This is a genomic window from Citrobacter sp. VF227 (genome assembly GCF_052950715.1).
The window spans coordinates 888829-901620 of record NZ_JBRFVF010000001.1 but is presented as its reverse complement, the minus strand read 5'-3'; the positions used below and the strand labels follow the sequence as shown (position 1 = coordinate 901620).

At 37.6% G+C, this 12792-nt stretch carries 17 protein-coding genes; 10 read left to right on the top strand and 7 right to left on the bottom strand.

Translation table 11 applies throughout. From position 1 onward, the window contains the following. Positions 1 to 164: 164 nt before the first annotated feature. From ACU8YC_RS04515 to ACU8YC_RS04505, 3 genes are read left to right on the top strand one after another with little or no spacing between them, the layout of a single operon-like run. Complete coding sequence (locus ACU8YC_RS04515) at positions 165 to 731, top strand: hypothetical protein (RefSeq protein ID WP_446895046.1); 567 nt, start codon at positions 165 to 167, stop codon at positions 729 to 731. A gap of 14 nt (positions 732 to 745) precedes the next feature. Next, on the top strand, positions 746 to 1276 hold the full coding sequence (locus ACU8YC_RS04510) for a hypothetical protein (protein WP_446895045.1): 531 nt from the start codon (positions 746 to 748) through the stop codon (positions 1274 to 1276). A gap of 10 nt (positions 1277 to 1286) precedes the next feature. After that, positions 1287 to 1562 carry a hypothetical protein gene (locus ACU8YC_RS04505; protein ID WP_446895044.1) on the top strand — a complete coding sequence of 92 codons (276 nt, stop codon included), beginning with the start codon at positions 1287 to 1289 and terminating at the stop codon, positions 1560 to 1562. Between the two features lie 178 nt (positions 1563 to 1740). On the opposite strand, the gene ACU8YC_RS04500 is transcribed toward ACU8YC_RS04505, so the two are convergent. Together ACU8YC_RS04500 and ACU8YC_RS04495 are read right to left on the bottom strand one after the other, a co-directional pair. After that, entirely contained in the window at positions 1741 to 2133 is a 393-nt protein-coding gene (locus tag ACU8YC_RS04500) for a cell envelope integrity TolA C-terminal domain-containing protein (RefSeq protein WP_446895043.1), read from the bottom strand. Between the two features lie 89 nt (positions 2134 to 2222). Then, complete coding sequence (locus ACU8YC_RS04495) at positions 2223 to 2903, bottom strand: class I SAM-dependent methyltransferase (RefSeq protein ID WP_446895042.1); 681 nt, start codon at positions 2901 to 2903, stop codon at positions 2223 to 2225. Positions 2904 to 3592: 689 nt separating this feature from the next. Between ACU8YC_RS04495 and ACU8YC_RS04490 the strand changes: the two genes are divergently transcribed. Further along, on the top strand, positions 3593 to 4615 hold the full coding sequence (locus ACU8YC_RS04490; protein WP_222168136.1) for a radical SAM protein: 1023 nt from the start codon (positions 3593 to 3595) through the stop codon (positions 4613 to 4615). Next, positions 4612 to 5568 carry a radical SAM protein gene (locus ACU8YC_RS04485; RefSeq protein WP_446895041.1) on the top strand — a complete coding sequence of 319 codons (957 nt, stop codon included), beginning with the start codon at positions 4612 to 4614 and terminating at the stop codon, positions 5566 to 5568. The genes ACU8YC_RS04490 and ACU8YC_RS04485 overlap by 4 nt, the downstream gene beginning before the upstream one ends. 286 nt (positions 5569 to 5854) lie before the next feature. Here the strand turns inward: ACU8YC_RS04485 and mobQ are convergent, their stop codons facing one another. The 3 genes from mobQ to ACU8YC_RS04470 all read right to left on the bottom strand — a co-directional run bounded on the left by mobQ (position 5855) and on the right by ACU8YC_RS04470 (position 8506). Next, positions 5855 to 7255 carry a MobQ family relaxase gene (gene mobQ, locus ACU8YC_RS04480; protein WP_446895040.1) on the bottom strand — a complete coding sequence of 467 codons (1401 nt, stop codon included), beginning with the start codon at positions 7253 to 7255 and terminating at the stop codon, positions 5855 to 5857. Positions 7256 to 8027: 772 nt separating this feature from the next. Then, entirely contained in the window at positions 8028 to 8291 is a 264-nt protein-coding gene (locus ACU8YC_RS04475; protein WP_341551225.1) for a hypothetical protein, read from the bottom strand. Further along, positions 8288 to 8506 (bottom strand): hypothetical protein, encoded by a 219-nt coding sequence (locus tag ACU8YC_RS04470; RefSeq protein ID WP_341551226.1) that lies wholly within the window; start codon positions 8504 to 8506, stop codon positions 8288 to 8290. The genes ACU8YC_RS04475 and ACU8YC_RS04470 overlap by 4 nt, the downstream gene beginning before the upstream one ends. 530 nt (positions 8507 to 9036) lie before the next feature. Here ACU8YC_RS04470 and ACU8YC_RS04465 point away from each other — a divergent pair. Both ACU8YC_RS04465 and ACU8YC_RS04460 read left to right on the top strand, forming a co-directional pair. Further along, entirely contained in the window at positions 9037 to 9285 is a 249-nt protein-coding gene (locus ACU8YC_RS04465; protein WP_161622997.1) for a hypothetical protein, read from the top strand. Continuing rightward, the gene (locus ACU8YC_RS04460) at positions 9285 to 9638 is read left to right on the top strand and encodes a conjugal transfer protein TraD (protein ID WP_446895039.1); all 354 of its coding nucleotides are present in this window, start codon (positions 9285 to 9287) and stop codon (positions 9636 to 9638) included. Before ACU8YC_RS04465 ends, ACU8YC_RS04460 begins: the two co-directional genes overlap by 1 nt. A gap of 174 nt (positions 9639 to 9812) precedes the next feature. Here ACU8YC_RS04460 and ACU8YC_RS04455 read toward each other — a convergent pair whose 3' ends face one another. Continuing rightward, on the bottom strand, positions 9813 to 10079 hold the full coding sequence (locus ACU8YC_RS04455; protein WP_104696738.1) for a hypothetical protein: 267 nt from the start codon (positions 10077 to 10079) through the stop codon (positions 9813 to 9815). A 58-nt stretch (positions 10080 to 10137) separates the two neighbouring features. Further along, the gene (locus tag ACU8YC_RS04450; protein WP_446895038.1) at positions 10138 to 10536 is read right to left on the bottom strand and encodes an H-NS family histone-like protein; all 399 of its coding nucleotides are present in this window, start codon (positions 10534 to 10536) and stop codon (positions 10138 to 10140) included. A gap of 217 nt (positions 10537 to 10753) precedes the next feature. On the opposite strand from ACU8YC_RS04450, the gene ACU8YC_RS04445 reads away from it, so the two are divergent. From ACU8YC_RS04445 to ACU8YC_RS04435, 3 genes are read left to right on the top strand one after another with little or no spacing between them, the layout of a single operon-like run. Next, entirely contained in the window at positions 10754 to 12034 is a 1281-nt protein-coding gene (locus ACU8YC_RS04445) for a prepilin cleavage protein (protein ID WP_446895166.1), read from the top strand. Further along, positions 11950 to 12243 (top strand): phage tail protein, encoded by a 294-nt coding sequence (locus tag ACU8YC_RS04440; RefSeq protein WP_446895165.1) that lies wholly within the window; start codon positions 11950 to 11952, stop codon positions 12241 to 12243. The genes ACU8YC_RS04445 and ACU8YC_RS04440 overlap by 85 nt, the downstream gene beginning before the upstream one ends. A gap of 36 nt (positions 12244 to 12279) precedes the next feature. After that, the gene (locus ACU8YC_RS04435) at positions 12280 to 12546 is read left to right on the top strand and encodes a conjugal transfer protein TraD (RefSeq protein ID WP_446895164.1); all 267 of its coding nucleotides are present in this window, start codon (positions 12280 to 12282) and stop codon (positions 12544 to 12546) included. The last annotated feature ends 246 nt before the right edge of the window (positions 12547 to 12792 follow it).

Below are 12792 nucleotides of genomic sequence, written 5' to 3'. Positions count from 1 at the left end.
TTTATATCTATCAAATGATTTGAATTCGATCGATACAAACGATATGACGAACAGAAAAATAAATTGAATCCTATCAATTGATTAATGCTTTTTTACAGCCCAGAGAGACCAACCTATGGGTAGGGCTGTCTTTGACATAAAGTTTCCACACATTGGGGATAGATATGAAATTACGGATAGTGATGCCACTGGTACTGTCTGCTGCCGCACTGACAGGATGCCAGCAACTCAACGATGGCGTGAATACAGTTAATGGAGCAATCAGTTCTTCGTTGTCTTCAGTAGGTAAAGCGCTGGGGGGAACCGCCACCACTCAAAGCCTTGACCCGGTATCGTCTGTATCTGGCCTTGGTGCTGTCTGCAAAGACTATGAAGAAAATGCAATGGCAGCAGAAAAGAAATGGACAGGCAAAAGGATCACTATCACCAATGCCACTGTTCTGGAAGTTACGAAGGGCAGAAGTGCCAGCGACATGATGACGGGAATGCCTAAATCAGCCCCTAACTATTATCTGCTCTTCAAAACAGCAGATACAAGCTACTGCGGCGGGATGGTCTGGCTGGATTACTACTCTGGTATTGATGATGCAATTCTTACCTATAAGAAAGGCCAGAAAGTCAGCGTCACCGGAACAGTCAGCAACTTCGAAGTTCGTGGATTTGCTACCGTCAACAACGCCGATATGCCAGTTCGTCTGGTTGTATTGAGAAACGGCACCATCAGTCATTAATTAAAGGAAAAATAATGCGCAAAATTTTATTCGTTGTTGGCCTTGTTTCGCTGTTAGCCGGGTGTGGTGAAAAAGGCGATTTTGAGAAGGCGATCAACGCCAAGATTGGTGATTCGCAAACCTGTTTCTCACTGCGAAACAATGACGTCACATTCCCTGTTCAACTCTCCAAACCGCGATTTGACGAAACAGGCACTGGAACAGGATCCGTGATCCTCGACGGCCTCGTAGAACAGGGCTTAATGGCCTTTGTTAAAGGCTTGGATAACAATACGCTTGGGATAACAGATGAAGGTAAACAAGCCAAAATCTGGGATGCCAAGGAAGGTGTTTGTATTGGTCGCCGCGTTGTTGATGAAGTTAAGGAATGGACTGAGCCGGGTAATGGGAATCAGAAAGTTGTCCGCGTCACCTATACATGGAAATTAACCGATGTTCCATCATGGGTGGACAAAAGCGCGTTTTCTGGTGTGAAAGGGATGAATGAATCTGCTGATGGTGCTATGAATCTTGTTAAAACCAGCAATGGCTGGAAAGCGCTCTAAGGGGGCTATCATGGAAAACCGAACTATCCAGTGTCCGTTTTGCCTGAAAGAAAGTCAGAGAGGTGTCCACGTTTGCACTGGCTGCATGGCGACTGTTTTATATGGAGCCTACCCCGGCTGGTATGCTTTCGTAGTTATATTATTGACCTTCGGCCTGTCTATACTGATCGGAATGTCTACAGGCATGGCGGGAGCTACTATCAGCCTACCAGTCATTGGGGCTGTTGGGTTTGTCGCAGGTAAGGCAATTTTCTCTGATAATGTTATTTTCAGACGAAGAATGTAGCTTTTAAAATGGAAAGGGCTATGTTCTTCTCATGGCCCTTTTTTGAGTTATATGTGGTTTTATATGCATCGGCTATTGATGTTTAATACTTCATATTATGACTTAGGTTTATTTTGTTTTATTTTAAATGAAAATCCTCTGTTGTAAATTGATGCTGTGAGGTTAACGTTTAAATTGATTATTCTCCTTGGAGATTAAATCGGGATTCCGCGAAAGCATTGTATATGCTCTTGTTCGGGAATGGTGGAAATGTTGCCTGCTCAGCCGCAACTTTTAATGCAGCACAATATTGCTTATTGCCATCCCTTACTTCAATGTTTTTAAGTTTTCCATCATAAGCAAAATCCAAATGCAATTTGCACTTTTTACCAGACCAAGCATATCTTTGAGCAAGTTGTGATTCGATAGCATCTTTAATCGCTCTGGCCTGTTTTCCATATTCATCATTATCGGTGAAACGACCGGAGCTACAACTGCCGAGAGCTGTTGTTTTATGGCAATCAGCTGGATGAAGTGGGGCGCAGCCAGTGACAGAAACGACTAAAGCCAGTAAGGTTAATGGTTTGTTCATATGTACTATCCTGCTAACAAATATAAAAAGAAATTATATTAATGTCATTTTAGAGATCTATATACATAATACAGATGTCAAACAAATTATCATTTATTTTTTTTACAGGCAATCGTAGCATGATCCCACCAAGGATTCTCATTAACATGAATATAATTGATAGAAAATCCTGATTTAGTTATTTCTTCCTTGAGACAGTCAAAAGGTTTTAGTGTACGCCATGGTTGACCTTCATGATAGAGTTGATAACTCTCAAGGTCATAGTTGTTAATATCTTCTTGCTGCTTAGGTAGACCACACATTGTAGATATTATTAAAATACCATCTGGTTTAATCAGACGTTTCATTTCTGCGAAGCAAGTTAATCTGTCTTCGCCAATGATGCAATGCAAGCAACTTCCGTCATAAATAATATCAAAGCTTTCGGAGGGGAAATGAGAAATATTGCAAACATTATCAACATAAAAACTACCTTTCAGGTTTAATGATGAAAATCGCTCATTAGCCCATGTTATTGCTGTTGGAGATATATCGATGCCGTAAACATCATAACTTTTTTGCGCCATCAGTTGCGAAGACATCGCTGCATTGCCACAACCAAGTTCAAGAAATTTTGCAGGTGGTGCCGGGAAAAGATTTTCTTTGTTGAGCATATCAAAAATATGATTCAGTTGCTCCCACGCTCTTGCGTATCCTTCACCTGTCCAAGCATCAAGATTTTGCTGGCGCAATATCCGATATTTTTTTTCATACGTATCATCATTGTTCATTTTTTATACATTCTCTATTTGTTTAGGTAATAGTAAATGATATTTGCTGGTTACATCAAAGTTGATCGATATTCTCAGCATTTCATTTTTCGATAGTGTTTTTGAGATGTAGATCACGTAATTATATTTCTCTGTTCATAGGATAAAATGAAATTTTTACAACAAATCTTTCTATTTCCTTCAGAATCATTTTTTTTTGACTAATGTCAATGTGTTCTTATGCAAGAGATATACATTTAGTCAATGTATCATGTGAAGAGGGAGCAAGATGGATATTAATGAGCAACAAACTATAGATAACTACGAGATTGAGATCTGTGAGTTTGAGGAAGTAAAGGATATTGACCCAGTATCCAAAAGAAAGACTCTCGGATGTTGGGGCCCTAGCCCAGATGATGGATATAACCAATGTTGAAATAAAATAAATCTAATAAGAGCAATGCGACTGTTGCTCTTATTTTATATTGGATGATTATGAATTAAGATGAAAAGCGTATATGTACCTAGAAGGATAATGGATGAATATATTGTCATCAATCAATCTAATAATAAGTGCTATAATGTTAATGAGCTAGTGTTTGATGTTTTAATGTATTCAACTGAAATAAACAGCCACAAGTTGGAAAAGAAATACGGATTTGATGATATTCAAATTCAAAACGTATTAGATAAAATATATGGCAAGCTAAATGAATCATGATTCCTTGAAAGAAAAAGCATTACAAAGAGAATGTTTGATAACCGCAAGTATTGAGTTAACTCAGCATTGTAATTTTAAATGTCTACATTGTTATTGCCCATCGAATAAAGTTCATATGGATTATAATGATGTTATTGCATGTATCGATAAATTATACAATATGGGAGTTTTATACTTAACATTTACAGGTGGAGAGGCTTTTCTATATAAAAGATTTAATGAAATATATTTGTATGCAAAAAATAAAGGATTTATCATCTCGGTTATGTCAAATTTATCTTACATAACGGATATAACTAAGAATCTTCTTATTAAATATCCACCCAAAGTTATTATGGTTACGTTATATGGAACTAGTACTGACGAATACGAAAAGTTCACTATAAATAAAACCGCGTTTAGAAAAGTTATTGATAATCTGAGTTTTTTACTTTCTAATAATATTGATTTCATGCTAAAATCAATTCTTAGCAAAGAAACCATACCCGCAGCTTTGAAAGGTAGGTTTGATGATATTGCGAGAATTTATAAAAAAGAAATTATGTATGATGCAATAATTTTCCCGCAAAAAGATTTAATGAGAGGTAAACTATCTCAAAGAGCTAGTATTGATGATATTATTAGTTTCGAACATAGTGATCCAGAAACTATAACTTTTTGGAGGAAATCGATATCTAATATGACTTCTCAAGCATGTATTAAATGTGGAGGTGGAATTAATAGCCTTTCAATAGATGCTGAAGGATACGCATCTATATGTTCTTTATATGTGGAAGATAAAATTAGTTTTTTGAGTAATGATGAGAAAACTATAATAAAATATCTGAGAGATTCACATAATAAAATGCAAAGTTATTATATCAATAGCAAATGCTCTACATGCGAGAAAAAATCCATTTGCAGATGGTGTGCTGCATATGCCAATTTAGAACATGGGAATTCATCTGAACCAATAGATTTTATGTGTGAGTTAGCACAACGTAGAATTTCTGGGGTTACGGAGGAGCAATGAAAAACTTAACATCGGCTACAATTGAAATTATAACATCATGTAATTTTAAATGTCCGCACTGTTATCTTGATAATAAAACCTCAGCAGGACTAGGTGTGAACGAATGGAAAATCGTGATAAATAAATTAATGTTAAAAGGATGCAGGAAATTAATTATTACTGGAGGTGAGCCTCTTCTTTATAAAGACTTTATTTCATTATATACCTTCATTCACCAGCAGGGACTTGAGATTTCACTATTTACTAATGCAAGTTTAATGACTGAAAAACATTTTGAACTGTTCGGTAAATATCCACCAAGTTCTGTTTCTGTATCTATATACGGGAAAAATAATAGAGAACTTATTGGCTTTGCTAAAAATAAAAGAGCTAACCTTGATAGGATAATGACTAATATAGTCAGGTTAGAACAATTAGGTATTACAATGTACAAAGGGTTAACCCTATGTAAATCAATATCTGTATCTTCGACGGATCTAGCTTTCTTTTCGGAAAACAAAATTGAGATAAACACATATCTTATTCCATCATTGAATTATCAAAATAATCTAAATGAGAGATTGGAACCGAATGATATTGTTAGGATTGAAAATGAACTTGCAATGAAAAGGATAATTAAAAGTGATAATCTAGCAATGGATAATTTAGACTATTTTAAGAAGTGTTCAGGAGGATATTCGAGTCTGTTTATTGACCAGTTCGGTCGCGCATCTATTTGTGCCGTATACAGAAAAAAACAATGTAATATTATAGACGGAAACATTAATGATGTATGGGCAGAGTTAAATTCTATCAGTGAACAATTGCATAAGATATATTATGACAGTAAGTGTGGTAAATGTGTTTTAAACTCTACATGTAGGAATTGTCCTGCATATATGGTTTTAGAGCATAACGAATATAAAAATAAATATCTCTGTGATTTAGCTAGTGCACGCATGAATTATAATTGAATATTTTTAGAATGGATTTATTTTAGATGGTGATCCTTTAGTTTACGTTGCTCAACTCGATAGAGTCAGACTTGTGTTGTTATCGAAATAAAAAATTATCTGCTTTGAATGAATTGGAAAGAGAATGAGCTTTCTTTGGAAGGCTTGTAATCATCATTGTTGAATTTTGCGAGTATTTTAGCCTGTTAATGGTGCTCATCAAATTATATGAAATCTAAACATGGTAAACATTTCATAGGGATTTTACGAGTCAAATTATTATCCCCCCACTGGGTATGGTTTATATTCAATGATTATAAAAATCCGGTGGCTTCATTTTAGGTACTGGCTTTTTTCTGTCTGCCGTCAGTGTTGGTATGAAATCAAAATCGTTATCTGTTTGTTCAGGCTTAAGCGGTCGACTTGGGAAACGTCTGATCTCATCCTTTGTTGGCTTGTAGTCATCACTGTTCAATCTGGTACGTCTATCATGCTCAGCGCGTAATACATAGATACCCTGAACCTCATCGAAGACATAGTTTTCAGCTATACGCTTATCGTGTTCAGTATCTACTGAAACAGGAGCTGGCTTATTCTTGACCCAGATGAATTTCTCTCTGATAAAATCTACTACCAGTAAGGTGAAGCGCTTGAACACACCGCTCTGACAAGGTTCAACTTTCTTCCTCTTAACTTTGACTGGAGCGCGTTTAAGTGCTCTGGCTGCTGAAGAGGATGTGGTTTTCAGCGTAGTGCGTGTATGAGGTGCAGGAGCCACCAGCATAGGTTTCTGCGAGCCTGTAGATGAAGCTCTACCTGTGTTATCAGGGATAACAATTTCTTCCGGTTCAGCCAGTGCATGAAACCTAAAGCTGGCAACATCAACAACGATGTCTAATGGTAGATCTTTAAAGGCAAAGTAGGCTTCAACAGCTTCTTTTTTCAGCTCATCACGTATGGCTTGCTCTGCAGCACGTTGTTCCTGAGCGGCTGCAGTGCCCCAGCGATCACGAGGGATATGAAGTATTGGATCGCGGTTCGTTTCAATAGCTTTAGCCAGCCAGATCGCTTTCTCTTCATTGGTAGCGGCAACAGTAGCCTGTTCAAGGGCTTCTTCATACTGAACTCTGATAGAACGGTGATCAACGTGTTCATCATGACCATACAGCTCAAGGAACCCATTACAGATGTTCTGCCAGCCTTTACGCCAGATATCAAGGGTTTCAGGCTTATCCCACTCACGGATCTTTTTACCAAAGCCGGTAGAGAGAACCTCACGGGTTGTTCCCATGATATGGATATGCGGGTTATGACCATTAATATCGTGGATAACAACATCGGCTATGATGCCTTGCTTGGTAAAGTGCTCAAGAACAAAAACTGCGGTGAGTTCAATGTTCTGTTCTGGTGCTAGCTCTGCGGGGAGAGCAATTTTAAACTCTTTGGCAAGACGGGCATCTTTTCTCTTCTCTGAGGCTTCAACAGCATTCCAGAGTGTTTCACTGTCAACAATCAGGTCAGGTGGAGTATTTTCAGGTGCAAAAATCTGCGCAAAGGCAAGGTCCTTTTTATGTGCTGTTTTGCGACCACACACTTCACCTGTTCTGTTATCGAAGAAAACTTTACGATGACGATATGCAGCAGAGTTAACCGAAGACTGACCTTCGCCTCTGCTGATGTTCTCCATTTTAAAACTGTATATCGCCATCCAAATATTCCTCAATGACAAATGCTGCTTTTCGTTTTACGTAAGGAAAACGTCGAGGTTGACGTTGACCTTGATTTTGTTTCCAAAGGAAACGGTTTTAGCCTGCCGCAGGCAACCGTCGGTAGACCCCACGGCATTAGAGCGAAGCGATAATGCGTAAGTGGGCATTGCTTTATTTTTTATCGCCATAAATGGCTCAAAAATAACGGCAATGTAGAAGGCCTGCCTTTATTAATTAATACTAAATATATGAATGTCTGTAAAACAAACCGCCGAATTAAGCGGCGCAATATGGATGAAAGGGCGAAGTATTCCACGATATTACATAAATGGGGTTTTGATGGCGTCCGAAGGACAAAAAGAGTGTTAATTTATCCCGCCGAAGGCGGGAAAAGACTAAACCACATGAAATAGATTAGTTTATTGATAGTTTTCCCTGTTGCACAATTCACAGGTTACGATATTAAATTAGAGTAAAAAATCGGAAGGTGAAATGAAAATCACTGTTAAACAAAAATAAGTAACGCGGAGAGTATTAGACAAAATGGTTAGTGATTAATATCGCATAGGATTGCTTGATTTAATATTTCAGATGTTATTTATACTGAAGCATCTCGAGAGGGCGGGTAATGCAATTACCAAAAAATGATCAAACCATAGAGGGGCTGACTCTCACAGGATGGGAATCCGAAGCAGACTTGAAGATTGTATTTAAATGAATAATGTAGGTGAGAATAAATAAAAATGTATTAAAAAGCCGCAGATGGAACGTTCAAGCTTTTAAACTATTCGACAGTGCTTTTCGATTAGCATCTAGCTGAGTGAGCGTAAACAATTTTATTTTTACCTGTGGTAGATGGGAGAATGCTTTATAGATAACAGGCAGCTTCGATGAATAACTTGTAATCTCAATAACAGTGCAGGGATAACTATCAGCCTCACTCATGAGCTGATCGATCATATCTGCGGCTAAACTTTCCCCCAATACATCCTCAAACGATGGAGTTCTTGAGGGAAAACTGATTACCTTACTCATTTGCTACCACGACGACGAGATTTACCATTCGCTTCGTTCAACAACTCCTTTGTTACTGATTGTGTTGTTGATTTGACTACTTTTTCTATAATTGCTGTAAGGCCGCGTGGCCCACCTAACGTTTTGATTCTACCGTTACGTGCAGCACCACCCGAAGACACTTTCTTCGTTCTGGGGTTGTTGTATGGTTTGCAAAACTCATCAATCTCAGCCATAGGAGCCTCATTTATAAGATTTAGAACGAAACAACGTTGTATCAGTCAAGTTCAACGTTAACAAGATTATTTTCTAAGTCAAGACTATAAAATTTGGGTATCAGCTAACTATATAAAAAAACAGACTTTATTTTTGAGGCTTTCTCATTGAGCATTTTCTGTGTCATAGTGATATCAAGATTATCATAAACCTACTCCTACGCCCTGTGAGGAAGGTTGTTGGTTTTGCCATCCGATATGAAAACTTTAGTTATCATCTTAAGTTATATGGTGTTAATTTAAGCATAATTTGCCAAAGTAAATTATTTACTATAAAAGAATATAAGAACATAACATTAACGGGGTGAATATGAATATAGGTGAATTATGTGAGTCAGAAATAATACTGATCTGTGTCAATGCTGCATTATGGACTATTAACATTGGCTTTATAAGCATTTGGGTTGTCAGATAAAATATTACACCTTACTTATTGATTTATCTGTAAATTGTGTTAGTACATAATCAGGAAATCAATACAGGGAGGTTTTATGTATAAAAATAACGATGAAGCCATCGATCTTGAGGCAAAGCGATTACTTGATAATGGAATCTATACCGATCTGGAAAAAGCGTATAGTGAAGCAGAAAAGATAATCACAGAAATAAGAGTTGAATTTAAAAAGAAACAGGAAAAGAAACAATTCCGTTCCCGTATTAAATCAATCAAACGAGCACTTTCAGATGATGAGTTCAGGAATAATGTTCCTTATAATCATAGAAATCAATGGAGTAAATAATGAACGATGATGAAATAAAAAATACCTATCTAACAGGTAAAGCCTTTCTGGGGGATAGAAGCAGGGCCGAAATAAAGAAAACACTTGACCAAAAAATTGCGGGAGCACAAAATAAGCTCAATTATCTAAAAGCGAAAGAAAAAAGAGATAGCAAAAAAGAAAATACACGACAAAAAATAATTCTCGGTGCAGAGGTTGCCAAGGTTTTAAACTGTGATATAAATGAGGTAGATAAACAATTACTCTTTGGTTTGTTGTTAGAGGTTCCATCCTTACATACACATGATATTGAACGGTATAAAATAAATGGGAAAATCTACATCGAAAGAGTCCTCAAAAAATTCAGACCATAAAATCAATTCACGTCCGAACAGCTCTCCGGCTTAAAACTTGTTTTAGGCTGGGGAGCTGTTGACCAAGCCCCAGAGGGCGCGGTAGTCAATTTAACAATTGATGTCATATAATGCATGACATACTTTATTAAATAATTCCCGGAACGCCCGGAACGCCCGGAACGCCCGGAACGATTAACTTTTTTCTACACCGCGATGTAAAGGGTTATATGCATCCAGTGATTGAAGTATCGGTAGACTAAGCTCATTTGGGAGCATGAACCATACAGGATTACCAAATGTTTTTGGATAACCCTTGTCCTCACCTTCACCATTCCATCTCATAGCGAGGCGCTTAGTCCCATCCTCCCAGATCCCCCATGCAACGGAGAATCCGTTTAAATCATAAATAATTTCCAATACTTTGAAATTATGCGGATTCACTTCTCTTGGTGATGGCATATTGTTTCCTTTATAAGAGTATTCACGATGCCCGGATTAAAGAATGTATGGAATGTGTTTAGATAGCAAAATCTTCTAAAACCTTACCACCTTCCAGTGCAGCAGCAATCGCTTTTGGTGTACGACCCTGACCTGTCCACGTCTTTTCATCGCCATTTTCATCAATGTATTTGTATTTAGCAGGACGAGGAGCACGAACAGCAGCCGGACGGGAAGATTTAGGATTAGCCAGCAGCTCTGATGGGTCAATACCATCTTCAAGCAGTTGTGCACGCAGCGCTTCAATTTTGGCCTGACGTTCAGCATTTTGTTGCAGTGCAAGTGATTCTTCTTGGCGTCGGTCTTCAACAATAGCAGTTAATTTTTCCAGCATCTCTTCCAGAGTAGCCAGATCAGTTTCTCGTGCCTGTGCGCGAAGGGTACGGATGTTATTAAGTGTTTTAATAGCGTCAGTCATTATCTTTTATCCTGAATGATTAAGATCATAATCAGGATAACATACAAAAGACGATAATGGATAAAATTATCTCTCCTAAATTTTATTGTTAACGGTTTTTTATGGATTACATCTTAACCAATCTTGACCTCTTTTTTATTTTTGTTAATTGATATGTACATGAAATAAAAAAGGACGATGAAAATAAAAAAAACACAATAAAAAAGGCTTCTCATTACTGGAACTCATTTTAGTGTTGAGTGTAGGTAGTATGATGGCATTTATAAAATTTCAAGACATGAAAACTAATCAAGAAAACATGATGGCTGATTCTGTTAGTAATCAGATAAAGCAAATAGGAGAGGCGGCAAATCGCTATATCAGTATCCACTATGACAAGCTATCAACACTTTCTTCAAGTAGCAGTCAGTCAAGTGATCCGGGACCAAGGACATGCTCCGCAAATGGTTGTGAAATAACTTACCAGACGCTGATTAATGAAGGTTTATTACCCTCAACCTATACAGGTATTAACGCTCAGAAATCTTCTTATAAAATTTTATTAAAGCGCTCTGGGGCCTCGCCAAACTATGTAATCAATGGCCTGTTAACAACAACGGCCCCTTGGATAGAAGGCAATAACACGAGATACGATCTCTTGGGTAAAGCTATGCAGGTGGCAGGTATTGACAGTGGTATGACTCAATCTGCAACGTCAGCTTCCGGCTACAATGGACTATGGTCAGAAAAGTTATCTGATTTCCCGTCTATCAATAGTGCAGGCTTATTGGCCTACCGCGTAGGGTATGATTCCTCAATGTATTCAGTTTATCTGCGTCGCGACGGAACGCTTCCGATGACGGGTGATCTCAATATGGGGGGAAAAAGCATTAATAATGCTCTTAACATCGATGCGTCAGGTCTTGTTTCAACAAATACATTACAAACCGCAGGTTCAGTTTCTGTAGGTGGTGATTTTTCAGTAGCAGGAAAATCTAATCTAAAAGGAACAGTAAATATACAAGGTAATACAAATATTAGTGCACCATTATATGTATCTGGTGATGTTGTGGGTAATAAGATACATGCAAATGCTAATCTTGAAGGACAGAATTTAGCGTTGGTGTATGGAGCGACGATGGGATCATCTTTAATGGTCGGTAATTTTACTGTCGCAAATGACCAAGCTGGCTGGATTCAGGCATCAGGAGATATAAAGTCAGTAAATGGAGACTTATATGGAAATAAACTCCATATAAAAAATGTAAAGACGGCAGGAAGTAGTTGTACCGGAGTAAATGAAGGTGTAGGAACTTACGTCAGAGACAGTAATGGATTCATTTTATCTTGTATTAATGGATTATGGCGTAAAGGTACTGACTTACCCGTGGGAAGTCCGATTCTTGGCCTTCAGCGACACCACCTCAAGGATGGCTGGCTTGTAATGGGCAGGCTTTTAATAAGAGTTCATATCCAGTGTTGGCTCAGGCTTACCCTACTGGATACTTACCTGATTTAAGAGGAGTATTTATCCGAGGTTGGGATAATGGACGTGGGTTTGATAACGGGAGAACTTTACTAAGTTATCAGAAAGATCAGAGCGATATGACATACAATTCAGGAGGACATCTACAAGGACACCATAGCGGAATGGATCATTATTATAAAAACGGCGCAGAAGTCAGACCTAAAAACATAGCATTTAGTTATATAGTGAAAGCAGAGTAATTTAGGGCTGACAGAAAACAAAGAACAGAAAAAACTATTAAGCAAAAAATAGCTTCAGCACAGATGCGTCTGAATCGTCTCAAGACCAAAGAGAAATCCTTATCCAAGAGCGCTGAGACACGCTTGAAGATCATCCTTGGTGCGGAAGTAGCTAAGGCTGTTGGTTGTAAAGTGGATGATGTTGATAAGGAATTTATATTGGGGCTGGTACTACAATCATCGAATATTAGCATTGAAGATAAAGCAAGGTTAAAACTTAGAGGAAAAAAATTTCTTGAGAATATGGTGGGAAGGCAGGAATAATATTCTTATAACAGCGAAATGGAATGATATTTTATGGGGTTTTAAATGAGTTGGTGATTTATCATAATAGTAAAAATTCATTATATACTTTATGCTGACCTTCAGAAATATAAGCTATAAAAGATATATGGCGTCAGGGACTTGGTTGTATCCCTCAGATTTCCATGCGACTATGATAATCTTTTATTTAAATAGATAAAAATATTTGACAGTCGATATGTAATATTATATTAAGTATGTGTTCCT